The organism is Microbacterium sp. CCNWLW41, assembly GCF_037083505.1.
In genome coordinates this window covers 702,524-726,577 of sequence record NZ_JBAOJP010000003.1, presented here as the reverse complement: position 1 = coordinate 726,577, position 24,054 = coordinate 702,524, and the positions used below count along the sequence as shown (strand labels likewise).

General features: G+C 70.1%; 24 protein-coding genes and 1 tRNA gene. 5 read left to right on the top strand and 20 right to left on the bottom strand.

What is annotated here, in order from left to right:
* Nucleotides 1-9: 9 nt before the first annotated feature.
* Nucleotides 10-1,011, bottom strand: coding sequence for a methylenetetrahydrofolate reductase (locus tag V6R91_RS15060; protein ID WP_336395921.1), 1,002 nt, complete (start codon nt 1,009-1,011; stop codon nt 10-12).
* Between the two features lie 271 nt (nt 1,012-1,282).
* Between V6R91_RS15060 and V6R91_RS15055 the strand changes: the two genes are divergently transcribed.
* On the top strand, nt 1,283-3,181 hold the full coding sequence (locus tag V6R91_RS15055; RefSeq protein WP_336395920.1) for a S9 family peptidase: 1,899 nt from the start codon (nt 1,283-1,285) through the stop codon (nt 3,179-3,181).
* A gap of 133 nt (nt 3,182-3,314) precedes the next feature.
* Here the strand turns inward: V6R91_RS15055 and smpB are convergent, their stop codons facing one another.
* The 10 genes from smpB to V6R91_RS15005 all read right to left on the bottom strand — a co-directional run bounded on the left by smpB (nt 3,315) and on the right by V6R91_RS15005 (nt 13,742).
* Nucleotides 3,315-3,791: an SsrA-binding protein SmpB gene (smpB, locus tag V6R91_RS15050; RefSeq protein WP_067243502.1), complete on the bottom strand. Its 477-nt coding sequence runs from the start codon at nt 3,789-3,791 to the stop codon at nt 3,315-3,317.
* Nucleotides 3,792-3,850: 59 nt separating this feature from the next.
* A complete protein-coding gene (gene ftsX / locus V6R91_RS15045) occupies nt 3,851-4,765 on the bottom strand; it encodes a permease-like cell division protein FtsX (protein WP_336395919.1) in 915 nt (304 codons plus the stop codon).
* Nucleotides 4,762-5,775, bottom strand: coding sequence for a cell division ATP-binding protein FtsE (ftsE, locus tag V6R91_RS15040; protein WP_336395918.1), 1,014 nt, complete (start codon nt 5,773-5,775; stop codon nt 4,762-4,764). The genes ftsX and ftsE overlap by 4 nt, the downstream gene beginning before the upstream one ends.
* Nucleotides 5,776-5,870: 95 nt before the next feature.
* Nucleotides 5,871-6,890 (bottom strand): Lrp/AsnC family transcriptional regulator, encoded by a 1,020-nt coding sequence (locus V6R91_RS15035; protein ID WP_336395917.1) that lies wholly within the window; start codon nt 6,888-6,890, stop codon nt 5,871-5,873.
* Nucleotides 6,887-7,789 carry an alpha/beta fold hydrolase gene (locus tag V6R91_RS15030; RefSeq protein WP_336395916.1) on the bottom strand — a complete coding sequence of 301 codons (903 nt, stop codon included), beginning with the start codon at nt 7,787-7,789 and terminating at the stop codon, nt 6,887-6,889. Before V6R91_RS15030 ends, V6R91_RS15035 begins: the two co-directional genes overlap by 4 nt.
* 48 nt (nt 7,790-7,837) lie before the next feature.
* Nucleotides 7,838-9,016, bottom strand: coding sequence for a M24 family metallopeptidase (locus V6R91_RS15025; RefSeq protein ID WP_336395915.1), 1,179 nt, complete (start codon nt 9,014-9,016; stop codon nt 7,838-7,840).
* A 22-nt stretch (nt 9,017-9,038) separates the two neighbouring features.
* Nucleotides 9,039-9,932 carry an ABC transporter permease gene (locus V6R91_RS15020; RefSeq protein WP_336395914.1) on the bottom strand — a complete coding sequence of 298 codons (894 nt, stop codon included), beginning with the start codon at nt 9,930-9,932 and terminating at the stop codon, nt 9,039-9,041.
* The gene (locus V6R91_RS15015) at nt 9,929-10,891 is read right to left on the bottom strand and encodes an ABC transporter permease (protein ID WP_336395913.1); all 963 of its coding nucleotides are present in this window, start codon (nt 10,889-10,891) and stop codon (nt 9,929-9,931) included. Before V6R91_RS15015 ends, V6R91_RS15020 begins: the two co-directional genes overlap by 4 nt.
* Nucleotides 10,892-10,917: 26 nt before the next feature.
* Complete coding sequence (locus V6R91_RS15010; protein ID WP_336395912.1) at nt 10,918-12,534, bottom strand: ABC transporter substrate-binding protein; 1,617 nt, start codon at nt 12,532-12,534, stop codon at nt 10,918-10,920.
* Complete coding sequence (locus V6R91_RS15005; protein ID WP_336395911.1) at nt 12,534-13,742, bottom strand: dipeptidase; 1,209 nt, start codon at nt 13,740-13,742, stop codon at nt 12,534-12,536. Before V6R91_RS15005 ends, V6R91_RS15010 begins: the two co-directional genes overlap by 1 nt.
* Before the next feature lie 152 nt (nt 13,743-13,894).
* Between V6R91_RS15005 and V6R91_RS15000 the strand changes: the two genes are divergently transcribed.
* On the top strand, nt 13,895-14,917 hold the full coding sequence (locus tag V6R91_RS15000) for an ABC transporter ATP-binding protein (RefSeq protein WP_336395910.1): 1,023 nt from the start codon (nt 13,895-13,897) through the stop codon (nt 14,915-14,917).
* Nucleotides 14,904-15,959 carry an ABC transporter ATP-binding protein gene (locus V6R91_RS14995; RefSeq protein ID WP_336395909.1) on the top strand — a complete coding sequence of 352 codons (1,056 nt, stop codon included), beginning with the start codon at nt 14,904-14,906 and terminating at the stop codon, nt 15,957-15,959. The genes V6R91_RS15000 and V6R91_RS14995 overlap by 14 nt, the downstream gene beginning before the upstream one ends.
* Before the next feature lie 8 nt (nt 15,960-15,967).
* Here the strand turns inward: V6R91_RS14995 and V6R91_RS14990 are convergent, their stop codons facing one another.
* Both V6R91_RS14990 and prfB read right to left on the bottom strand, forming a co-directional pair.
* Nucleotides 15,968-16,648 carry a C40 family peptidase gene (locus tag V6R91_RS14990; protein WP_336395908.1) on the bottom strand — a complete coding sequence of 227 codons (681 nt, stop codon included), beginning with the start codon at nt 16,646-16,648 and terminating at the stop codon, nt 15,968-15,970.
* 80 nt (nt 16,649-16,728) lie between these two features.
* Nucleotides 16,729-17,841: a peptide chain release factor 2 gene (gene prfB, locus V6R91_RS14985; RefSeq protein ID WP_067243506.1), complete on the bottom strand. Its 1,113-nt coding sequence runs from the start codon at nt 17,839-17,841 to the stop codon at nt 16,729-16,731.
* A 116-nt stretch (nt 17,842-17,957) separates the two neighbouring features.
* On the opposite strand from prfB, the gene V6R91_RS14980 reads away from it, so the two are divergent.
* Complete coding sequence (locus tag V6R91_RS14980; protein WP_336395907.1) at nt 17,958-19,238, top strand: MFS transporter; 1,281 nt, start codon at nt 17,958-17,960, stop codon at nt 19,236-19,238.
* A 22-nt stretch (nt 19,239-19,260) separates the two neighbouring features.
* Here the strand turns inward: V6R91_RS14980 and V6R91_RS14975 are convergent, their stop codons facing one another.
* The 7 genes from V6R91_RS14975 to V6R91_RS14945 all read right to left on the bottom strand — a co-directional run bounded on the left by V6R91_RS14975 (nt 19,261) and on the right by V6R91_RS14945 (nt 23,796).
* Entirely contained in the window at nt 19,261-19,686 is a 426-nt protein-coding gene (locus V6R91_RS14975) for a pilus assembly protein TadG-related protein (protein ID WP_336395906.1), read from the bottom strand.
* The gene (locus V6R91_RS14970) at nt 19,683-20,090 is read right to left on the bottom strand and encodes a TadE family protein (RefSeq protein WP_336395905.1); all 408 of its coding nucleotides are present in this window, start codon (nt 20,088-20,090) and stop codon (nt 19,683-19,685) included. Before V6R91_RS14970 ends, V6R91_RS14975 begins: the two co-directional genes overlap by 4 nt.
* Before the next feature lie 55 nt (nt 20,091-20,145).
* A complete protein-coding gene (locus tag V6R91_RS14965; RefSeq protein ID WP_231820471.1) occupies nt 20,146-20,562 on the bottom strand; it encodes a TadE family protein in 417 nt (138 codons plus the stop codon).
* A 40-nt stretch (nt 20,563-20,602) separates the two neighbouring features.
* Entirely contained in the window at nt 20,603-20,818 is a 216-nt protein-coding gene (locus V6R91_RS14960) for a hypothetical protein (protein WP_336395904.1), read from the bottom strand.
* A gap of 61 nt (nt 20,819-20,879) precedes the next feature.
* Entirely contained in the window at nt 20,880-21,806 is a 927-nt protein-coding gene (locus tag V6R91_RS14955) for a type II secretion system F family protein (protein WP_336395903.1), read from the bottom strand.
* Nucleotides 21,803-22,657 (bottom strand): type II secretion system F family protein, encoded by an 855-nt coding sequence (locus tag V6R91_RS14950; protein WP_336395902.1) that lies wholly within the window; start codon nt 22,655-22,657, stop codon nt 21,803-21,805. The genes V6R91_RS14955 and V6R91_RS14950 overlap by 4 nt, the downstream gene beginning before the upstream one ends.
* A complete protein-coding gene (locus V6R91_RS14945) occupies nt 22,654-23,796 on the bottom strand; it encodes a CpaF family protein (RefSeq protein ID WP_336395901.1) in 1,143 nt (380 codons plus the stop codon). The genes V6R91_RS14950 and V6R91_RS14945 overlap by 4 nt, the downstream gene beginning before the upstream one ends.
* Before the next feature lie 141 nt (nt 23,797-23,937).
* Between V6R91_RS14945 and V6R91_RS14940 the strand changes: the two genes are divergently transcribed.
* A tRNA-Leu gene (locus V6R91_RS14940) sits at nt 23,938-24,019 on the top strand.
* Nucleotides 24,020-24,054: the final 35 nt, after the last annotated feature.

Sequence of the window (24,054 nt, the reverse complement as noted above, 5' to 3'; positions counted from 1 at the left end):
CGTGAGCGGCTACGGCGCCGGCCGGGTCGGGAGGGACGCCCGGGGTCGGAGGATTCCGGCGTCCTCCAGCACGGTCAGGACGGTCGTGTGCTGGTTGAACGCGTACAGGTGCACGCCGGGCGCTCCCCCGGCGACGACGTCCCGGACGAGGTCGGCGGCCCACCGGATCCCGATCTCACGTCGTCCTTCCGCGGTGGGCTCCACCTCCAGGGCGATCGCGAGCTCGCTGGGCAGGTCCTCGCCCGTCAGCTCCAGCACGCGGTTCAACCGTGCCGGGGAGGTGATCGGCATGATGCCGGGCAGGATCGGGATGGTCACGCCGGCGCGACGCGCCCGTTCGACGAACGCCAGATAGTCGTCCGCGTGGAAGAACAGCTGCGTGATGGCGACGGTCGCGCCCGCGGCCTGCTTCGCCAGCAGTGCCTCGACGTCCTGGGTGCGGTGGGCGGACCGCGGATGTCCCTTGGGGAACGCCGCCACGGCGATCCGGACGCGTCGCCTCGGCGATACGCGGACCGCTCCCGGCGCGCCCGGGACCGGCTGCTCCTCGTACGGCGCGCGCTCCGCTTGCACCCGGTCGATCAGCTGCACGAGCTGCGCGGCGCTCTCCAGGTCCCCGAGGAAAGGGCCGTCCCCGGCGTCCGCCGGCGGGTCCCCCCGCAGGGCGAGGAAGCTGAGGATCCCCGCGTCCAGGAACTCGCGGATGAGCCGGGTCGCGCCGGCGTAGGTGTTGCCGACGCACGTCAGGTGGGCGAGCGGCTCGACGTCGGTGTGCTCGCGGATGAACCGCAGCACCTCGAGGGAGCGGCCGCCCGTCGAACCGCCGGCACCGTACGTCACGGAGATGAACTGCGGCCCGGCTGCCGCGAGATGGCGGACGGTGTCGTGCAGGGCCTCGGAGGACGAGTCGCTGCGCGGCGGGTACAGCTCGAACGAGAAGGGGACGGACGAGGCGTCGACACTCTCGCTCGGCTCCGGAGCGGGGACGCCGAGGGACGGATCGAAGGACATTCGCTCTCCCGGGGTGGCAGTCGGACGGCGGCCGCGCACGCCAGATCCTGGTCGTTCGCGGGCGGGTGCCGGGCTCGGCTGTCGCACCGCACCCGGAGGACGAAGGACGTCTCCGCGTGCTCGACCCTCACGGTAGAGCGCGACGCCACGACCGCGCATCCTCTGTGACGCCGTATGTCATCGCGCCGCGACCGCAGGCCCGCAGGCCCCCCGAAGCCGCCCGACCTCGCCGTGCCGCGATCCGGCCGGTGCTCCCCGATACGCTCGAAGCATGTCTGACCCGTACGGATCCTGGCCCTCCCTGCTGTCCGCCGCGGACCTCGCCGTCGCCGGGGTCCGCCTCGACGGTGCGCGCTTCGTCGGCGGTGACATCTGGTGGGGCGAGTCGATCCCCGCCGAGCGGGGACGCGTCGCGGTGCGCCGGCGCGCCGACGGCGGGATCGTCGACGTGCTCCCGGCCCCGTGGAGCGCGCGCTCGCGCGTGCACGAGTACGGCGGCGGTGCCTGGACCGTCGACGACGCGGGCGCCCTCTACTTCGTCGAGGACTCCGACCAGCGGGTGTACCGGCTCGATCCCGCCTCGGACCCCGTGCCGCTCACGGCGCCGGGGATCCGCTATGGAGGCCTCTCCGTCCGCGGCGGACGCCTGCTGGCCGTCGCCGAGGACCTCCGTCCCGATCCGCACCGGCGCGGCATCGTCGAGATCCCCCGGGACGGCTCCGCCGCGGACGACGAGGACGCGCTCGTCTGGCACGTGCGCGGCTCGGCGTTCTGGGCGCATCCCGCCCTGTCGCCGGACGGCTCCCGGGTCGCCTTCGTGGAGTGGAGCGGGCATGAGATGCCCTGGGAGGGCGCCCGTCTGTGCGTGACCGCTTCCGGCGGGGGCGATGTCGCGGCGCTGCGGACCCACGCCGCGCTGCAGCCGGAGTGGATCGGCGAGGACGAGCTGCTGTTCTCGGACGACGCCGGCGGCCGCTGGAACCTCCAACGCGTGCGCCTGGACGGGATCGAGGTGCGCCGCGGGCCGTCCGCCGTCGCCCCCGCCGACGCGGACACCGGCGGCGGCCTGTGGGTGCTGGGTCAGCGCTGGTATCGCCCGCTCGAGGACGGACGCATCGTGGCGGTCCGGACGAACGGCGCCGACGAACTCGTCGTCATCGAGCCCGGCGAGGATCCGGTCGTCCGCCTCCTCGACATCCCCGCGACGGCAGACCTCAGCCTCGAGGACGTCCTCGTCGACGCCGACGGCGCCCACCTCCTCCTCACCGGGCAGGGCGCGCAGGTCACGCCCGGGCTGTGGCGCGTGGACCTGGACGCCGCGACGGCCGAGGTCGTCCGCGGCGGGGATCCGGTCGACCCGAGGTGGGTGCCCGGCGCCCGGCCGCTCACCTTCTCCGGGCCGCACGGTCCGGTCCACGCCTTCGCCCATCTGCCGGCCAACCCGGACGCCGCGGCTCCGGCCCCGGAGGGCGAGCTCCCGCCCTTCGTCATCTCGGTGCACGGCGGCCCGACGGCGCATGTCTCCGGTGCCGTGGCGATGTGGATCACGTACCTGACCAGCCGCGGGATCGGTGTGCTGGAGGTGAACTACGGCGGCTCGACCGGATACGGCCGCGCGTACCGGGAGCGCCTGGACGGACAGTGGGGCATCGCGGACGTCGACGACGTGCTGGCCGCCGCCGAGGGGCTCGCGGCCTCCGGCCTCGCGGACCCGGCGCGCCTGGCGATCCGCGGGGGCTCGGCCGGCGGGTGGACGGTGCTGTCGGCGCTCGTCCGCGGAGGCGTCTTCGCCGCCGGCATCAGCCGATACGGCGTGAGCGACCTGCGGGCCCTCGCCGAGGACACGCACGACTTCGAGCGGTACTACCTCGATGGCCTCGTCGGCCCGCTCCCGGAGGCCGAGGACGTCTACATCGCGCGTTCGCCGCTCACGCACGTCGACCGGATCGACGTCCCGGTGCTCCTGCTCCAGGGCGAGGAGGACCGGGTCGTGCCGCCTGCGCAGTCCGAGGCGATCCGCGACGCCCTGGCTGCGCGCGGGGTGCCCCATGAGTACGTGCTGTACCCCGGAGAGGGGCATGGATTCCGGCAGGCGGCCACCATCGCCGACGCCGCCGAGCGCGAGCTCCGGTTCCTCGGCTCCGTCTTCGGCTTCGATCCGCGCCCCTGACCCCGAATCCGAATTCGAGTCCCGAGCGTCCGCGCGAGCTCAGGCAAACGCGCGAGAACAGGCGACGCGCGCCGCTCGATGCCTGTTCTCGCGCGTTCGCCTGTTGCCGGGCGGGCGAGTCAGCGGTGGTGCGTCACTCTCCGAGGCGGTTGCGCAGGCGCATGGCCCGCTCCGCGTCGCGCGTGTCCTGACGCTCGCGCAGCGTCTGGCGCTTGTCGAACTCGCGCTTGCCCTTGGCGAGGGCGATCTCGACCTTGGCGCGGCCGTCGGAGAAGTACAGTCGCAGCGGCACGAGGGTGTAGCCGCCCGCCGAGACCGCGTGCGAGAGCTTGGCGATCTCCTCCTTGTGCAGCAGGAGCTTCCGGATCCGCTTGGCGGAGTGGTTCGTCCAGTGTCCCTGCGAGTACTCCGGGATGTGCACGGCGTCGAGGAACGCCTCGCCGCCCTTGACGAACGCATAGCCGTCGGTGAGGTTCGCGCGTCCCTGACGCAGCGACTTCACCTCCGTGCCGGTGAGCACCAGCCCGGCCTCGTACGACTTCTCGAGGTTGTAGTCGTGACGGGCACGACGATTGGTCGCGACGACCTTCTCCCCGCGTTCCCTGGGCATGGCTCTCTCTCCTGACTGCGGCCCGCATCCTCAGCGGGCCAGCCTGTCAGCCTACCGGATCAGGCCCGCAGCCAGCGACGGATGGCGAACCCCGCGGACAGCGCCGCCAGCACGATCCCGATCGCGATGAGCACCGGCACGACGAGGAAGGCGTCCTGCATCGTCACCCACGAGGTGATGAACGGGACCCTCCCCGCCAGGTACTGGTTCACTCCGAAGTGGACCCCGAGCACCACCGCGACGCTCGCCAGGATCGATCCGATCACCGCGGCGAAGACGCCCTCGAGCACGAACGGGGTCTGGATGAACCGGTTCGACGCGCCGACCAGGCGCATGATCCCGATCTCCCGGCGCCGCGCGTAGGCGGACAGCCGGATCGTCGTCCCGATCAGCAGCACGGCGGCGATGAGCATCAGCACCGCGATGCCCACGGCGATGTAGGTGGCGACGGTCAGCGCCGAGAACAGCGGGTCCAGGTACTCGAGCTGGTCCTTGACCTCCTCGACGCCCTTCACCCCCTGGAAGGCCTCCGTGATGACCGGCGACTGGGCGGGGTCCTTCAGACTCACCCAGTACGTCTCGTTCATCTGTTCCGGAGTGATGACGTCGGCGTAGTCCTCGCCGACGAGCGCGAGGGTGTTCTGGTAGGCCTCGTCGCGGTTCTCGAAGCGCACGTCCGAGATGAGCGGTGCGAGCGTCGCGCTCTCCAGCTCCGCCTTGACCGCGGCCAGCTGCTCCTCGGTCGCGGTGCCGTCGACGCATTCCTCGTTCGTCGACACGGCCGAGCACATGATCACGCCGACCTGCGCCCGGTCTTCCCAGAAGGCGCGCATGGTGCCGATCTGGGACTGCATCAGGATCGCCGCCCCGACGAAGGTGAGCGAGACGAACGTGACGAGCACCACGGAGATGACCATCGACGCATTGCGCCGCAGCCCGGTGAAGGCCTCGGAGAGGATGAGTCCGAACCTCATGACGTCGGCCCCACTTCCTCGTCGTCGCCCCGGTCGAGCCCCAGGCGATCAGCGACTCCCAGCTCGGCGACCTCGACGGTCGGTGCCGGGGCCGCGGGCGCGACCGGCTCCTTCTCCCCCGCCGGCTTCTCCGCCGGTCGCTGCTCAGCGGCCACGTCGGCGGCGGATTCCGCGGTGCGCGGATCCTCGGCGGGGCGCTCGGCAGCGGGGACGATCGGCTCGGCGATCTGGGCCGCGGTCTCGCGCTGCACCTCCAGTGCGGCGGTCAGCGCCGCGGTCGCCGCCGCGCCCTTGATCGCCTCGGGCGTCAGCCGCGGCACGTTGGACGTGTCGCCATAGCCGCCGCGGACCTCGTCGCGCACCAGCTCTCCGTCGCGCAGCTCGATGACGCGCCGGCGCATCTGGTCCACGAAGCCCGCCTCGTGAGTCGCCATCAGGACGGTGGTGCCGCCGGCGTTGATCCGGGCCAGCAGCTGCATGATGTCCACGGACGTGGCGGGGTCGAGGTTTCCGGTGGGCTCGTCGGCGAGGACGATGGCCGGCCGGTTCACGATCGCGCGGGCGATCGCGACGCGCTGCTGCTCGCCTCCGGAGAGCTCGTGCGGGAGCCGCTTCTCCTTGCCGGCGAGCCCGACGAGGGCCAGCGCCTCGGGAACGGCCTGGTGGATGAACCCGCGGGAGGATCCGATGACCTGCAGCGTGAACGCGACGTTCTGGAACACGGTCTTGGACGGGAGCAGGCGGAAGTCCTGGAAGACCGAGCCGATGTTGCGCCGGAAGTACGGCACCTTGCGGTTCGCGATGGTCTTCAGGTCGCGGCCGAGCACCGCGACGCGACCGGAGGTCGGGGACTCCTCACGGAGGATGAGCTGAAGGCAGGAGCTCTTCCCGGATCCGGAGGCTCCGACGAGGAAGACGAACTCGCCCCGCTGCACTTCGAAGTCGACTCCGGACAGCGCGGGGCGTTTCGTCCCGCGGTAGCGCTTGGTGACGTTGTCGAATCGGATCATGGCGTCTTGAGCCTAAGCGGGCGACCGGCCGTGCCCGCGAGCGACACCCCGCACCCGGGACACGCACAGACCCCGCGCGCGCAACGGGGACCCGATCAGTCGAGGCCGCGCTGGCCGACCTGATCGCGCCACCAGGACGTCTCGACGAAACCGCGCTTGAGGAAGACGAGCTCCTGATGAGCCGACCACCCCTTCACGCCCTCGAGCGTGCCGATCGTATGCGTCAGATACTGGTGGAGCGCCTCGGTGCCGGGAAGGATCAGCTCGCAGTACAGCGCGCTCTCGTCGAGCGGAGCCGCGAGGAATCGAACGGCGTCGTGCTCGGCGAGCTCCTCGGCCACTGCGGTCAGCCGGGAAGGCTCGATGCGCAGCAGCAGGAGAGTCTCGGCGCTCATCCCGAGAGCGGCGGCGGACACGACCGTCCCCGGCGTCAGGCATCCGTTCGCGCGCATGCGCTCGTAGCGCCGGCGCACGCTGGACTCGTTCACATTCAGCTCGGCGGCGATCGATGAGAAGGAGGCTCTCCCGTCTTCCGCGAGTACCGCGATGATGCGACGGTCCGTGTCGTCGAAGTGGCCGGGGTCGCAGGTGTTGGGGGCCGGCATCCGTACCCGCACCTGCTTCTGGCGCTCCGCCGCCGGAAGCAGTTGCCTGCCCCAGTCGAAACTCACTTTGTGGGTGTGCAGCAGCAAGTCGCTGCGCCAGCGCTCCACACCGGGAATGGACTGCAACCCCGTCAGGACCCGCGTGTAGTTGGCAGACTCCCCCGAGATGATCACTTCCGCGAAGATGTCGAACTTCCCCGTGACCAGCGCCACGAAGCGCACATGCGGCGACTCCACGAGCTTCTCCGCGACTTCCACCTGCCGGCCCGGTGTGCAGTTGATCCGGATCAGGTAGGTCTCGACGTATCCGTCGTACCCGAGGGTCGGCAGCACATCCACCCGGACGATGCCGTCGTTCAGCAGTTGTTGCCCCCTCCGAGCGACGGTCGACACCGGCGCGTCGGCGAATTCCGCCAGCGCCGTCCAGCTCGCGCGGCCGTCCTGCTGCAGGCCGATGATGATCCGGCGATCGAGCTCGTCCACGACGCGGCCGGTGACCGAAGGGGTCATCGCGCCCGCGACGACGGGTACACCCTGTGCAGGAACTCCCGAACGGTCCGTGTCCACGCGTCGGCCTCTTCGATCTGCGGAGAGTGGCCCGAACGCTCAAAGACGACGAGTTCGGAGTCCGGAACCAGCTCGGCGATTGTCTCGCTACACGATACCGGCGTGATCCAGTCCGTCCTGCCCACCGTGATCAGTGTCGGAGCGGCGATCGAAGGCAGCTGCGCCTTGATGTCGTAGTGCGGCATGTTCACCGAGAAGGCGTAATTGTGCGCCTCGTAACGGTAGGGGGTCGCTTCGACCTTGCGTTCGACCGCTTCCGGGTCGTACACGAAGTCGTACAGCGGCAGGATCTCGCGCCAGCAGTCCTTCAGATCGGCGTCGTCGCGAACCCGCCCCTCGTCGATGCGGTCGAACTTCTCCATGTCGATCGTGACCCGGTCAGTGGCCAGCGCGTTCCTCCGTGCCGCATCGGCGTTGCGGTTGTCCGGTGACGTGTCCCGCAGCACGACCGCGGCGACGCGGTCCGGGTAGCGCACGGCGTACTCCATCGCCAGGAAGCCGCCGTACGACCCGCCTGCGATCGCGATCTCGTCGGCGCCGACCCATTCCCGCAGCCCGTCGATATCCGCCGCCCACTGCTCGTGACTGAACGCGCCCTTGCCCTCGCTCTGTCCACTGCCGCGGGCGTCGAAGACCACGACCCGGTATTCGTCCGCGAGCCTGCCGAAGCTGGCGCGCGGCTCTGCTCGGGAGCCGAGCCCCGGCGCGCCGTGGTGCGCGATGATCACCGGGGCGTCCTCCGGCCCCAGCACCTCCACCGCCAGGCGGTTTCCATTGACCTCCACCCACTGCGCGTCCGTCGTCGCCGCCGCGAACTCCGGCGAAACCTCGTTGCCGCTCATCGTCTACGTTCCTCTCTTCCTGTTCCTGATGACTGCGGATCGTGCCCGTCAGAGCGCGATCGTGCAGTCGTCCAGCCCTCGCGGATACGAGGTGAGCGCCTCGGCGCCGTGGTCCGTGACGAGCATGCTGTCGCTGATCCGGTAGCCGGCATGCCCACGGATGTAGATGCCCGGCTCGTTGGAGACGACCATGCCCGCCTCCAGCACGGTCGCATCGCCATCCTCCAGCCACGGCGGCTCGTGCATCCCGAGTCCGATGCCGTGCCCCTGACGATGTCTGATGTGCTCGCCGAACCCCGCGGCTCTGATCACGTCCAGGCAGATCCGGTTCGACTCGCGGCACTCCACGCCCGCGCGGATCGCCCGGGATCCGGTCTCCTGCGCACGTCGGACCGCGTCATGGAACGCTCGCTGCCTCGGCGTCGGCTCGCCGAGCACGAACGTGCGCTCGCCCTCGACGAAGCGTCCGCCGACCGCGCACCCCAGGGACAGCATGAAGGTGTCGCCAGGCGCTAGACGTCGCTCGGAGGGCAGGCCGTGCGGGTAAGACGAATTGTCACCGGTGTACACGAGACCGCCGGCCTGGAACGAGGAGACCACGACGTCTCGGTGCTCGTCGTACATCATCTCGGTTCCGACCGCGGCGACGTGCGCGGCGAGCTCGGCCTCGGAGGGCGGTCGGCCGCGGCCGACCGCGTCGCGGATCAGCGCGACCGCCGACTCGAGCATGCGGTCCGTGATCCTCGCTGCCTCACGGTGCAGGGCGATCTCTTCGGGGAACTTCACGTACCGCGCGCGAGCGACGAGGTCGGTCGGCACCCAGGAGGTTTCCGTGAAGACCTTCTGCGCGGCCAGCAGCCGTTCCGTGGTCATCATTGTCGTGACGCCGATCCGGCGGCGACGACGGCCCACCGCGGCGGCGAGGAAAGAGAACGGCGCAACCACGCCGGGGAACTCCGGGAAGGCGACCAGCTCCGCACGGGCGGACTGCGCGGTCGCGTACTCACGCTCCAGTTCGGGCAGCAGCATCACGGTGCGGCCGTCTCCATCGATCCACACCGCGACCGGTCGCTCGGAGGCGTGGTGGAAGAAGCCGGTCAGGTACGCGACGTCCTCGGGGTGGTCGGTGAGGATCGCGTCGAACCCGGCCGCGGCCATGCGCTCCCGAACCCGCTCCTGCGGGCGGTTGAAGAAGTCCTCGGGCAGGCGCTGCGAGAACGCGGTCATCGTGTGGCTCCGTTCCTGGTCGTCATCGCTTGCGGCTGCGGGGGTTGCGCGCGTCGTTGTAGGCGATCGAGAGCAGCGTCGCCGAGAGCACCAGCACGAGAATCGCGATCGACGGGAAGAGGGTGAGCCACCAGGCGCTGGACATCGCACCCGCCTGCTGCGCCTCGAAGAGGATCCGCCCCCAGGACCAGGTGGTCGGGTCACCGAGACCGAGGAACGCGAGCCCCGCCGCGGAGAGGACGGCTCGGGACGCGGTGACGACCACGGACACCACGACCACCGGGGTCACCGCGGGAAGCACGTGCCGGCTGATGATCCACCACGGGGAGGTCGTCATCAGACGGGAGGCGTCGACGTAGGGCAGGTTCACGACGGTGAGGGCCTGTGAGCGCACCAGACGGGTGACCTCGGGCCAGGAGAATGCAGCGACGACAAAGATGATGGTGGACGTGCTGGGCCCGGCCAGCGCCGCGATGAGGATCATCAGCGGGAGCACCGGCAGCGACAGGGTCATGTCGACGATCACGCTGATGAAGCCGTCGAACCGGCGGAAGTAGGCGCCCAGCACGGCGACGAGCGTTCCGAAGGCGATAGCGATCACCGATGCGGCGACGGCGACGAGCACGCTCTGCTGCGTACCCCAGATGACCTCGTCGAACACGTCGCGCCCCAGGCTGTCCGTCCCGAACCAGTGGTCGGAACTCGGCGGCTTGAGCACGTCCGTCCCGTAACTGGCCGGATAGGGGGCGATCAGGGGCGCCGCCACCGAGATGACCACGAGCAGCAGCAGACAGGCCAGCGAGATCATCCCCAGCGGGTCTCGGCGGAAAGCCCGCCAGGTCTGCGCGGAGGCGCGAGAGGTCTCGGTGGCGACCGGTTCGGCCGTCGCGATCGAGTTCACCAGTGCTTCGGTCATGAGGTCTTCACCCGGGGGTCGAGGTATCCATAAACGATGTCGGTGGCGGTGTTCGCGACGACGACGGTCAGCGCGAGCATGAGGAACGCGCCCTGTAGCACCGGGAAGTCGAGCTGGGTGACGGCGTCGTAGATGCCTCGACCGATGCCGGGATACGCGAACACGGTCTCGGTGAGCACGGCGCCGCCCACGAGGAACCCCAGTTGCAGGCCGATCAGGGTCGTCGTAGGCAGCAGCGCGTTGCGCAGCGAGTGCTTCCACAGGATCCGGCGGTACGGCAGCCCGTTCGCGTGAGCGAGCGTGACGTAGTCCTCGCCGAGCGCGTCGATCAGGGTCGAACGCATCGTCAGGATGTAGGAGCCGACCTGCACGAGCATCAGCGATGCGGCGGGCAGGACAAGGTGCCTGGCGACGCTGAGGTACCAGTCCCCGCCGTAGGCGTCGTTGTCGTAGGCACCGCCGATCGGGAACCAACCCAGCATCAGCCCGAACACGAACAGCAGAAACACCGCGACGCTGGGCACGAACAAAGACTGTCCGGTGACGCCGATGACCTGCAGCGCCCGGTCCACGAACGTGCCTTTGCGCGCTGCGGCGGCGACGCCCAGCGGTATGCCGATGATGATCGTCATCGCCAGAGCGGTCAGTGTGAGCAGCAGCGTCCATGGCAGCCGCTGCATCAGCACCTCGGTCACCGGGATGGACTGCGTGAACGAGATGCCGAGGTTGCCTTGCAGAAGCTGCCACATGTACAGCAGGTACTGCACGATGAGGGGCTGGTCGAGCCCGTACTGTTCGAGGATGGTCGCCCGGATCTCCGGCGTCATGTTCGGGCTCGCAAGAGCCGTCGCCGGATCGCCCGGCAGGATGCGCAGCAGCAGGAAAGTGACGGTCACGGCGAACCAGATCGTGAGCGCTCCGCGTGCGAGCCTGCCGAGGATGAAGGAGAAACGGGACACCCGGGCGACCTTCCTGTGGGTTCCGGTCAGCCGGCCGGCGTGGCCGACGCGATCGAGACCGGGTTGACGATCGACAGCAGCTCGCTGGGTTTCGAGACGAAGCCCGTCCACTTGTCGCTCGCGGCGAAGAACAGGTTCTGCGTGTACATGACGTTGTCGTAGACCTCCTCGTGCACGATCCTGTTCGCCTGCTGCATGACGTCGATCCGCTCCTTCTTGTCGAAGGTCACCATGGCCTGCTCGATGAGCGCGTTCAACTGCGGGTCGTCGACATGGGTGTAGTTGATCGCACCCCCGGGGAGGTACGACAGCGAGAAGTTCGTCGCAGGGTCGTCCATGATCGCGAAGTTGCCCGCGTAGATGTCGTAGGCGCCCTCGTTGGTCATGGACAGATAGGTGTTCCTCTCGGCGCCCTTCAGCTCGACGGTGATGCCGGCCTTGGCTGCGCCGTCCTTCACCATCTGCGCCCATTGGCTGGTGACGGCGTCCTGCAGCGAGTAGATGAGGGTGAACTTCACCGGGAACTTCCCCGATGCGTCGGCGGTGTACCCCGCCTTCTCCATCAGCGTGCGCGCCTTCTCCGGGTCGTAGGCGTATTCCTCGATGCTCGTGTCGACGTAGTCCTTGAGCACCGGCATGAGGGCACTCGACTCGGTCGACACGGCCTGGCCCTGCAGCACCACGCTGCGGATGGCGTCGTAGTCCACGGCGTGTGCGAGCGCCTGGCGCACCTCGGTCTTCTTCAGGTCGGCGTTGTCCATGTTGTAGACCATGTGGGCGTAGCCAAGGCCTGGCGCCTCGATGACCTGCAGTCCCGGCGCGGACGACAGCTTGTCGACCTGAGCCGGCGGAAGCGCGTTGGCGATGACGTCGATCTCACCGCTCTGCAGCGCGAGGATCTCCGTGTTGACGTCGGGGTACACCCGATACACGACCTTGGCGGGCCCGGGAACGCCGCCCTCGACGAACGGGTAGTCGTCGACGCGCGCGAGCGTGTAATGCTGACCCACCTGGTAGTCCGTCATGATGAAAGGACCGAGGCCCACCCAGCCCCCGTCCTTGCCGTCGTTGGCGAACGTGGCGATCGACCCGTGCGCTTCGAACACGTGCCGAGGGACGACCACACCCCAGAACCCGATCTCTTCCACGATCGAGGCGTCGGGCTTGAGCAGCGTCATCTCGACCCTGGTGTCGGACACGGCGGTCGCGACGTCCAGGTTGCCGAGCTGACCGTAGAACGTCCCGGGCGCCTGATCCCTCTTCACGGCGTTGAGCGTCCAGGCGACGTCCTCCGCCGTGAGGGGCGTCCCGTCGCTCCAGGTCAGGCCGGGTCTGATCTCGTAGAACCCGGTCGTGTCGTCGACGTACCCCCACTTCTCCGCGAGGAACGGCTCCTTGGAGCCGTCGTCGGCGATCGAGAGCAGATGCGGGTACATCAGATTGGTGACCCACGAGTCGGTGCGGCTGTTGCCGAGCACCGGATTGAAGTTGACCACGTCGCTCGTGGTGCCGATCGACAGCGTCTTGTCCGTCGGCCCCGTTCCCGTGCCCGTGCCGCTCGGCTCGGCCGGCGCCGACGGCGCACAAGCCGACAGCGCCAAGGCGGCCGCGACCAGGGCGGCCGCCACTGCGCTTCTTCTCATCAGACCCAAACCTCCTCGAGGACCCGCATCGTGTTGCCCCCGACGACCCTGCGGATCTCATCGTCGGAGTAATCGTTCTTCACCAGCCAGCCGATGATGTTGTAGAAGGCCTCGGCGGGGTTCTCCACCCCGTCGACGTACGGCTGCTTCTCGTAGTCGACGTGTCCGTGTGCCTGCCCGATGGACAGGTTCGAAGCGAACGCGTCGTGCAGTCCGACGTGGTCGCCGAACAGCGTGTCCGGTCCGAAGCTGACGTGGTCGATGCCGACCAGGTCCACGCAGTACTGGAAGTGATCCATGACCGAGTCCAGGGAGTGCCGGGGGTGGGTGGGCGACAGTGTGGTGTGCGGCGCCGCCTCGATGCCGATGACCCCGCCGCGCCGGGCGCACTCGATGATGGTCTCGTCGGTCTTCATCCTGTTCGTCGGCCACAGTCCCCGGGCGCCAGCGTGCGTGATGAAGACCGGGACCTTGGAGTGCTTGATGACGTCGAGGCAGGTACGGTCGCCGGAGTGCGAGATGTCGATCGCGATGCCGAGCTTGTTCATCCGTTCGACGGCGCGCTCGCCGAAGTAGGTCAGGCCGCCGTCGCCGCGCTCCTTCAAGCCGCTGCCGAGGGTGTTGGCCTCCGAGTACGCGATGCCCATCTGACGCACCCCGAAGCCGTACAGCACGTCCAGCCGGTCGATCTCGTTCTCGATCATGGTGGCTGCTTCAAGCGCGAAGACATGTGCGATGCGACCGGTCTCGGCCGCGTGCCGGATGTCGGTGATCGACTCCGCCTTGATGACGAAGTCCTGGTGGGCCATGTCCGCCATCCGGACGCCGAGGTCGAAGAGGACATCCTGATACTTCCACCCCGCGTCTGACGAGATGCAGCAGGTGCCGTCCATGCCGTTGTCGAAGACGGCGGTCAGGCCGGATCGCGACAGCCCTTCGTATGCAGTGGGCTCTCGGCCCTGGCGGATGTGATCGCGGAGCTCTCCCATGTCCTCGGGGAACACCTGCACGTGCTCATGAAGGGAGATCACCGTCTCCTCGCGGAGTAGGCGCTCGGTCCGCTCGGTCTGCCCCTCGCTCAGCTGCAGGCCCTGATAGGCGGGCACCCGCCCGATCTGCTTCGCGTAGCGGAACCGGCGGAAGTCCGTACCGGGCTCCAGGTAGTCATACGCGGTGTAGCCGGTGTACCGCTCTGCTGGTTCGATCACGTCACGCTCCTTGCCGCCCGCCCGTGGGGTCCGTCCCGCATCGTCGACGTGGCCATCTCGAATCTCAGCTAATTCGGCGCACATGTCAAGCAATTTGAGAAAATTCGGCATGATCGTTGCATCGAATGATGGGTTGAGGCAGAGTGGCACGCATGAGCAAAGACGCAGTCGCCGGGCCGACCTCGTCGGCGAAGGACGACGTCGTCCTGGACACCGCCGGTCTTCGGGTCGTGATCGGCAAGGGCGCGGACGCGACGCCGATCGTGCACGGGGTGGATCTCCGCGTGCGGCGCGGCGAGGTGGTGGCGCTGCTCGGCGAGTCCGGATCCGGCAAGTCCGTGACGGCACGGGCCCTCATGGGGCTGCAGGAGGATGCGGTCGTCACCGCCGAGCGACTCGTGCTGGGCTCCACGGACCTCCTCACGTGCGCCCCTGAGCAACGCCGCCGACTGCGAGGGGAGTCGATGAGCCTCGTGCTCCAGGACGCCCTGTCCGCGTTGAACCCTGTGCTCACCATCGGCGACCAGATCGGCGAGCTCATCCGGGCGCATCGCGCCCTGCCTCGGGCGGCCGCCCGTGGCCGCGCTGCCGAGCTGTTGACGCTCGTCGGCATCCCTTCCGCATCCCGTCGGATCGACGACTACCCACACCAGTTCTCGGGCGGAATGCGCCAGCGGATCCTGATCGCGATGGCCATCGCCCTTGAGCCGCGCCTGCTGATCGCGGACGAGCCGACCACAGCGCTGGACGTGACCGTCCAAGCGCAGATCCTGGATCTGCTCGAACGGTTGCGGAGGGAATTGGGCATGGGCGTGCTGCTGATCACGCACGACCTGGGCGTCGTCATGGAGGTCGCCGACCGCGTCTGCGTCATGTACGCCGGTCGCATCGTGGAAGCCGGAGAGGCGGATTCGGTCCTCACCCGCCCCGCGCACCCCTACACGGAGGCGCTTCTGCGCTCGATCCCGCAGGGCGCCACCCGCGGCGAGGCGCTGTTCGCCATCCCCGGCTCCCCGCCGAACCCGGCGACGCACACCTCGGGCTGCGCGTTCGCGCCCCGCTGCCACATGGTCATCGAGCGCTGTCGCAGCGAGCGCCCTCCGCTGGCGATGGCTCGCGCATCTCAGGTCTCAGCCTGCTTCCGCACCGAGGATCTCCTCCATGATGTCGCCTAAGGATTCCGGCGAGGTCGTGCTCGAGGCCCACGCCCTGACCAGGACGTTCAACGCCGGTTCCCGGCTGCGTCCGACGAAGGTCTCCGCGGTCGCCGGGGTCGATCTCACCCTCCGCTCCGGCGAGGTGCTCGGCGTCGTCGGGGAATCCGGATGCGGCAAGTCCACCCTCGCGCGGATGCTGGTGGGTCTGGAGACACCCGATGGCGGCTCGTTGGCCTACCGGGGCATCGACGTCACAGGGGGTCGCCATCGCGACCGGAAGCACCTGCGACGGGGCGTCCAGATGATCTTCCAGGACCCGTACACCTCACTGAACCCACGGATGACCGTCGGAGAGATCATCGCCGAGCCGATGGCCGCCGTGCGACGCGGCTCCCCCGCCTCCCGGCGCGAACGCGTCGCAGAGCTGCTCGATGTGGTCGGGCTCTCGCCGTCGATGATGGGTCGGTACCCGCACCAGTTCTCCGGCGGGCAGCGGCAGCGGATCGGCATCGCGCGGTCGCTTGTGCTCGATCCGGACGTCCTGGTGTGCGACGAGCCGGTGTCCGCGCTGGACGTCTCCGTGCAGGCGCAGGTGATCAACCTGCTGTCGGGCATCCGCGACCGTTTGGGCGTCGCCATGGTCTTCATCGCCCACGATCTCTCCGTCGTTCAGCATCTCGCTGATCGCGTCGCGGTGATGTACCTGGGCAGGATCGCCGAGACGGGCGCGACCGAGGACGTCTACACCCGCCCCGCGCATCCCTACACGCGGGCGCTGCTCTCCGCGGTCCCGCCGCGTACGCGGGCTGAACGCGGCAAGCTCGGTCGCCGGCATCTGCTCACGGGGGAACCGCCGTCACCGCTGGACCCGCCCGACGGGTGCCGTTTCCACCCGCGGTGCTCCTTCGCACGAGAGGAGTGCCGGGATCGGCTCCCCGTACTGCGGACGCCCGACGGGCCGGTGACACCGCGGGAGGTCGCGTGCCACTTCGCCGAGGAGATCGCGCAGAACGAGGCGGAACGGGAGCCCTCCTCGATCGATCTCGACCCCGCGCTCTGAACGGACGGTCAGAGGCGCACGTAGACCGGGGATCCCCAGATCCCGCGGTGCTCGACGTAGCGGCCGAAGTCCGGCGAGTCGATCATGCCGCCGGCACCGTCGTAGATGCCGATGTGCTGGCCGGGCCACCACAGCAGGTCCCCCGCCTGCGCCTCAGCCGGCGAGATGACGGTACCGAGCGCCGCCTGGCTGTCGGCGCCGCGCGGCAGGCTGATCCCGTACTTCCCGAACACGTACTGGACGAGCCCGTCGCACGAGAAGGAGTCGGACGGGTCGTTGCCGTACCCGTAGGGCACGACGCCGACGAAGGTCTCTGCAAGAGCGACGATGTTCGCTCCGGAGTACCCCTGCGGGACCGGCGACGCGACGTACTCCTCGGGGGGCTGCTCGTCGGCGGACGGCTCCTCGTCGACACCGTCAGGCACTGAGGCGAGTCCGGGCTCCGGGGCGGCGACCGGCTCCGGCGCCGGCGGCGGGGGAACCTCGACCGTGTACCCCTCGCGGGCCGGCTGCGGACGATCCTGAGCGGCCGAGGCCACGATGTACGTCTGCGCGGGCACGGCGAGCGACACCGTGTGGACGGGCGGCGGAGCCTCCCCGGGGAGCGCCGCGTGTGCGGCCACTGCGGCGAAGGGGACGATCAGGGTCGCTATCGCGGACGACGCCGCTATTCTCCGTGTCCAAGCCATCGAGAGACCACCCTACGACCGCCCGGCGAGATTCCGTTCAGCGGACTCACAGAATCGCGCCGTGTCGGACGACGAAAGGATCAGTCGTCGTCGTCCTTGCGCTTGCGCCAGCGGATCCCCGCCGAGATGAAGCCGTCCAGGTCGCCGTCGAAGACGGTCGCGGGGTTGCCGGACTCGTATCCGGTGCGCAGGTCCTTGACGAGCTGCTGTCCGTAGAGGAAGTACGAGCGCATCTGATCGCCCCAGCTCGCGGTGATGTTGCCCGCCAGCTCCTTCTTCTTGGCCGCCTCCTCCTCCTTCTGGAGGAGCAGGAGCCGCGTCTGCAGCACGCGCATGGCGGCCGCGCGGTTCTGGATCTGCGACTTCTCGTTCTGCATCGAGACGACGATGCCGGTCGGGAGGTGCGTGATGCGCACCGCGGAGTCCGTGGTGTTCACGGACTGGCCGCCGGGGCCCGACGAGCGGAAGACGTCGACGCGGATGTCGCCCTCGGGGATGTCGACCTCGGTCGCCTCCTCCATGAGCGGGATGACCTCGACCGCGGCGAACGAGGTCTGCCGCTTGTCGGCGGACCCGAACGGGCTGATGCGTGCGAGACGGTGCGTGCCGGCCTCGACGGACAGGGTGCCGAACGCGTAGGGGGCGTCGACCTCGAACGTGGCCGACTTGATGCCGGCGCCCTCCGCATAGGAGGTGTCCATCACCTTGACGGGGTACTTGTGCTGCTCCGCCCAGCGCAGGTACATGCGCAGGAGCATCTCGGCGAAGTCCGTGGCGTCGTCGCCGCCGGCGCCCGAGCGGATGGTGATGATGGCGGCGCGCTCGTCGTACTCGCCGTCCAGCAGGGTCTGCACCTCGAGCTGGTTGATCGTCTCGGTGAGCGCGGCGAGCTCGCTGCGCGCCTCGGCGGCGGAGTCCTCGTCGTCCATCTCGTTGGCGAGGTCGACGAGCACCTCCAGGTCGTCGAGGCGCTGCTCCACCTCGGTCACCCGCTTGAGCTCGGCCTGCTTGTGGCTGAGGGCGCTGGTGACCTTCTGCGCCTTCTCGGGGTCGTCCCAGAGGTCGGGCGCGCCGGCCTCCTCGCTGAGGCGGGCGATGTCGGTGCGCAGACCGTCGGTGTTCACGACCTCGCGGATGTCGCCGAAGGTCTGTCGGAGGGCCGCGATGTCGGCGGAGAGATCGAGTTCGAGCATGGCACTTCAGACTATCGCGCCGGCGGGCCTTCCGCCGCGCGCGGCATCCCCGGGCACCGCGGCCTCGCCGCGCCGCCTGCCCGGCGACCGCGCGCCGACGGCGTAGCGTGGGGACCATGGCAACCCGCGCGAGCGCCGTCCTGCGGCAGTACGGGCCCATGGTGTACCTGCCGACGCTGCTCTTCGCGATCGGCGAGGGCGCGGTGCTGCCGCTCATCCCGGTCATCGCGGCCGGACGCGGCGCCGATCTCGCGACCGCCGCCCTCGTCGCCTCCGCCCTCGTGGTCGGGCAACTCTGCGGGAACCTCCCCGCGGGATGGCTCGTGGCCCGCATCGGCGAGCGCTACACCATGGTGATCGCCGGCGGACTGTCGCTGGTCGGCGCCGTGGCCAGCGCCCTGGCACCCAGCCTGATCCTGTTCACCGCCGCCGTCTTCGTGGTCGGGATGTCCGCGGCGGCCTTCGGGCTGGCCCGTCATGCGTTCATGACCACGCGCGTGCCGCTGGAGTTCCGGGCTCGGGCGCTGTCGCTGCTCGGAGGCTCCTTCCGCCTGGGCATGTTCCTCGGCCCGTTCCTCGCGGCGGTCCTGCTGAGCGTGTTCGGGACGGAGATCTCCACGCTCTGGTTCTTCGCCGTGTGCCTCGTCGGACTCGTGCTGCTGGTCCTGCTCGGGCCGGATCCGGAGGAGCAGGCGCTGGCGAAGGACGCCGCGGAACGCCAGCTGCGTGCCCCGGCGCCGGCCGAGGACTCGGGCGAGGCGGTCAGCGGATCGATCCCCACTTTCGAGCGCGTCGGGGTCTTCGCCACGATGTGGCGCAACCGCGGTGTGCTCGGGCGTCTCGGGCTGGCGGCGGCGTCCCTGTCCGCGGTGCGCTCCGCCCGCCAGGTGGTGCTGCCGCTGTGGGGCGTCTCGATCGGGCTGGACGCGCAGACGATCGCCCTGGTGGTCGGCGTCTCCGGGGCCATCGACTTCGCGCTCTTCTACGCCAGCGGACAGGTCATGGACCGGTTCGGGCGCCTCTGGGCCGCCCTTCCCGCGATGCTGCTGATGGGAGCCGGCTTCCTCGTCCTCTCCTTCACCCACGACGGAGACGCCGCCGTCCTGTGGTTCGGGATGGTCGCGGCAGTGCTCGGCGTCGGCAACGGCCTGTCCAGCGGCATCCTGCTCACCCTGGGCGCGGACGTGGCTCCCCGCACCGAGCCGGCGGCGTTCCTTGGCTCGTGGCGCACGCTGACCGACGCCGGCGGCGCGATCGCCCCACTCCTCTTCTCCGGCGTCGCCGCGGCGACCTCCCTGTCGCTGGCGACCGGCGTCATCGGCGCGATCGGGCTCGTGGGCGCGCTCGGATTCCTGCGCTGGATCCCGCGGTTCGTCCCTCGCCCTCCCACCGAGTAGCCGGCCGCCGCGACCGGGTCCGTCATCGCAGGACGGTGCGGCTGGTCGCCGTGGAGCGCAGCTCCACGAGAGGCGGCACGGCGTCGGCGAGCAACGGCGGCGTCCAGACCGCCCGCACCGTCACCCGCGCCGAGGTGCCATCCGGCGTGCCTGCCGACACCAGCTCCGCTCGTCCGCCCTCCTCGGCGGCGAGGACCGCCGCCGCCTGCTCGCGGACCGCGGCATCGCTGAGCCGGAGAACCGCGACCCCGTCGACCGACGCCACCGTGAAGCCGTCCGCCCCGGCGAGCGCCGCCGCATCCGCCACAGCGTCGAGACGCTTCTGGGCGAGGTGGAGATCGGTCGCGCAGACGCACACGACCAGCAGGGCGAGGGCCAGCACGACGTACCCGAGCAGCAGGGGCAGAGTGCTTCCGCGCTCTCCTCCGACCGCCGTGCCCCCGATCATCCGCTGCCCCAGGTCCGGGAGACCTTGTAGGCCGCGGAGGCCTCGATCGGGATGCCGGTGGGGAGATCCCCGCCCAGGAACGGCGGGATCAGCGGAAGCGCCACGCGCGTGCCGACGGTGACGATGACCGTCGCCCCGGCGGACGGACACGACGCTCCCGCCGGGATGCACGTCACGAACACCTGCACCGCCTCCGGGTCCATCCCGTACTCGACGACCGCTGTGGCCATCACCCTGTCCGCGCGCTCCTGCGCCTCCTCCGCTCCGGCGGCGGTGCTGACGAGCCGCGCCGTGTGCCGGGCAGCCGACTGCACGCCGAGGAGCTGGTCCTGGACGACGCCCAGAGCCACGACCAGGTAGGCCACGGGGACGAGCAGGATCGTGCCGACCGCGATGAACTCCAACGCCGCAGAACCCCGGTCCCCGAGGATCAGGTCCCACGGTTCCCGTCGTCTCCGCTCATTCCGGGCCGAAGGACTCCTGGGGAGCACGTCCGGTCACCTCCAGTGCGAACGGGATGCTGACGAGGCCCAGGACCGGCAACGGCGACCGCACCGTCACCTCCACCGTGGGAACACCCAGCTCCGTGGTCGCGGCGATCGAGATGTCCTCGGCATAGCCCGCGCCGACCGTCCGCGAGATGGCCTCGCGCGCGGTCCGGATCCCGTCGGCATCATCCGTGTCGGCGAGCGCGGCGACGTGTGCGCCATCGACGGCGGCGTCGTGGACGACGTTGCGCACGTACACGGCGATGCCCAGTTGAAGCACGGCGAGCGTGACCGCGGTCAGCAGGGTGCCGACGAGCACGAACTCGACCGGGCCGGATCCGCGCTCGCCGTCCTCCCGTCTCGCCGAGGCGATCTCGACGCCGGACATCCGATCCGTCCGGGCGCGCTCGCGACGGCCGCACCGCACGTCAGATCCCGCCCACCTTGCCGATGGCCTGCTCGAAGAGGCTGGTGAGCGCGGGGCCCGCGACGGCCCAGATCAGCACCACGAGCCCGGCCGTCATCAACGTGATGAGGACCCATCCGGGAACGTCTCCGCGCTCCGGGTCGTTGTCGTGGGACAGTCCCGACGCGGCCTCTGTCGGGATGGCGAGGCGGTCACGCAGGAGGCGCAGGGTGTTCATGGGTTCTCCTTCTTTGTCGGCGGAAACGTCATCGGATTCGTGCGAGAGCGGGGTTGCGGCGTCATCCGATCCCCATGCGGAGGATCACCAGTCCCGGGAACACGGCGAAGACGATGCTGAGGGGCAGGATGAGGAAGACGAGCGGCAGGAGCATGAGGATCTCTTTCCGCCCGGCGCGCTCGATCAGGTCTCGCTTGGTCTCCTCGCGGGCGTCCGCCGCCTGGGCCTGAAGCACGGACGCGAGCGGAGCGCCGCGTTCGAGCGCCGCGACCACCTGGTCCACGGCGCGGGAGAACGCGGGGATCTGCAGCCGCTGCGCGCACTCCGTGAGAGCGTCGGCCAGCGTGGATCCCGTGCCCACCGCGAGCATCACGCCGCGGAGCTCGGCGCTCAGCTCGCCGCTGCCGACGGAAGCCACGCGACGGAGACTCTCGCGCAGCCCCTCGCCGGCGGACAGGCAGAGGGCGAAGAACTCCAGGACCGTGGGCAGTTCCTCGGCGATGCGATCGACGCGGGCGCGGGCGCGCACGGTCAGCAGTGCATCCGCCCCCAGCCCGGCGATGCCCGCCGAGACGGCGGGAAGCAGGAGCGCCGGCACGCTCATCCGGCCGAGAAGCACCAACAGGAGTGTCGCGAGGGCGCCGGCGAGGAGCCCCAGGACCACAGCCGCCAGCTGCCTGCTCCGAAACGAGGCGACGTCACGGCGGCTTCCCGCCTGCGCGAGGCGGACTGCGACGGCGGCATCGCCTGGTCCGATGCCGGCGATCGCGGTACGCAGGATCGCGAGCCCGCGTCCGGCGACCGGCATCCGCCAGCGACGCTCGGTCCGCCCCTCGGGGAGGTCCACGACGTCACGGACATGCGGAGCCACGCGGAGGATGAGGGACGCGGTCCGCCACCGGGGGAAGGCCGCGAGCAGGATCAGGGTGCCGACGGCGAGAAGGCCCCCGAGAAGCACCGCCGTTGCGGCGTCCGTGACGATGCTCACCGGAACCACCGCCGCTGTTCCGGAAGGCGTCCGATGCGGAGCATGATCCGGAACGCCAAGGCGGAGACACCGGCGCCGACGAGGATCACGGCGATGCCTTCCGCCGTGGCGTACGCCTGCGCGCCCTCCGGCCGAAGCAGCAGAAGGCAGAGGATCACCCAGGGTGCGATCGCACCGAGCACGGCGGCGCCCCGGATCCAGGACTGGCGCGCTTCCACCTCCGCTCGCAGCGCCGCTTCGGCCCGCACCGAGCCGGACAGGCTGCGCAGCACCGTCCCGAGCTCCGTGCCGCCGACCTCACGGGCCATGCGCACCGTTTCGAGGATGCGATCCGCCACGGGGTCCGCCAGCGCGTCCTTCAGGCGCGCCGTCGCCACGTCGAAGCGGCCCGTGGCGTGCAGGTCGCGGGCGAACGCGGCGAAGGCCGGTCGCAGCGGAGCCGGTACGGATTCGGCCAGCCCGGCGAGCGCGTCCGGAAGCGGGAGACCGACGCGTATGCCCGACACCAGCAGATCGCAGACATCCGGCCACAGCGCTCGCCGCGAGCGGAGCAGTCGGTGTCGGCGGCCCCGCAGGTACGCGAACGGCGCGGCCGCCCCGGCCGCTCCGGCGACGACGGCGAAGGCGGCGGAGGTCGTCACCAGCCACGCGATCGATGCGACGAGCGCTCCCCCACCGGCTGAAGCGGTGATCACCATGCGCCCGGATGCCGCGAATCCGGCCTCGTGCGAGAGCCGGTCGATCCGACCGGCCCTGGCCACCGGGGCGGATGGCTCGCGCAGCGGCCACAGCCACGGAGAGACCGCGAGGAGCAGCCCGGCCGCGAGGATCACCCCGAGCAGGATCGTCATGTCGCCACCGCCGCCCCGACGACACGGGTGCGGATCCGTCCGTCCGGGTCCACCCCCACGGGCTCCACGATCTCGGCGACCGTGCGCCGGCCGGACCCGTCGCGGGCACAGTGCACGACGAGGTCGACCGCGGAGACGAGAGCGGGGGCGACGAAGGCGCGGTCGATGTTCCGCCCCGCCAGCAGCGGCAGCAGGGCGAGCTTCTCCACCGCGTCCGTCGCCGAGTTCGCATGGACGGTTCCCGCGCCCGGAATCCCGGTGTTGAGCGCGAGCAGGAGGTCGAGCGCCTCCTCGCCGCGCACCTCGCCGATGACGATCCGGTCCGGTCGCATCCGCAACGCCTCCTTGACCAGACGCCGCAGCGTCACCTCGCCCGTCCCCTCCAGCCCGGCCTGGCGACCCTGCAGGGCGACCACGTCGGGCAGGTCCACCCCGAGCTCGAACGTCTCCTCCACGGTGACGACCCGCTGGTGCTCGCACTCGGCGATCAGCGCGCCGAGCAGCGTCGTCTTCCCCGCGTGCGTCGGTCCGGACACGATCACGGTGCCGCCGCCGCGCACCGCGCGCGACAGCAGCGCCGCGTCCTCGGCCGACAGCATCCCGCCATCCACGAGCGCGTTCAGACCCCGGTAGCGCGGGAGGAACTTGCGGATGTTGACCGCCCAGCCGCCGCGGACCACGTCCGCGATCGCCACGTGCAGACGGGAGCCGTCCGGCAGGGAGGCGTCCACGAAGGGCTGGCCGACATCCACCCGCCGGCCGGTGCTGTGCAGCATCCGCTCCACCACGTCCCGCAGTTCGGCATCGGTCAGCCGGACGGGCACGCGCTCCGAACGGCCCTGGCGCGCGACGAACACGGCGGAGGGCCCGTTCAGCCAGATCTCCTCCACGTCCTCGGCGTCCAGCAGCGGCTGGAGCGGGCCGTATCCGCTGACGCCGGCCAGCACATCCCGGACGCAGGCGGCCTCATCCTCGATCAGCTCGGTGCCTTGCACCAGCGCTCGGTCGTTGTGTCGGCGGATCTCGGACTGGGCGACCCGGCGGGCCTGCTCGGGGTGCAGGGCGGGATCCGTCCGCTCCGCCCGCAGCCGGGCGCGGACCCGTTCGGCGACGACGGCGGACGAGGTGGAGAGGAGCACGGGAGCATCCTGTCAAGGACACGGTGGCGCGTGCAGGAGTTATCCACAGGGCACGAGCGCAGAGGTAGGGAAAGCCCTCCGCATGTTTCCGGAGCTCCCCCAAGACGCACAGGGCACGGATCAGTAGACTGAACGGGCTTCGCGGGAGTGGTGAAACTGGCAGACACGCAGGATTTAGGTTCCTGTGCCTCCGGGCGTGTGGGTTCAAGTCCCACCTTCCGCACGAGCGACGTCGACCGTCGCTTGCACGGCTCCCGG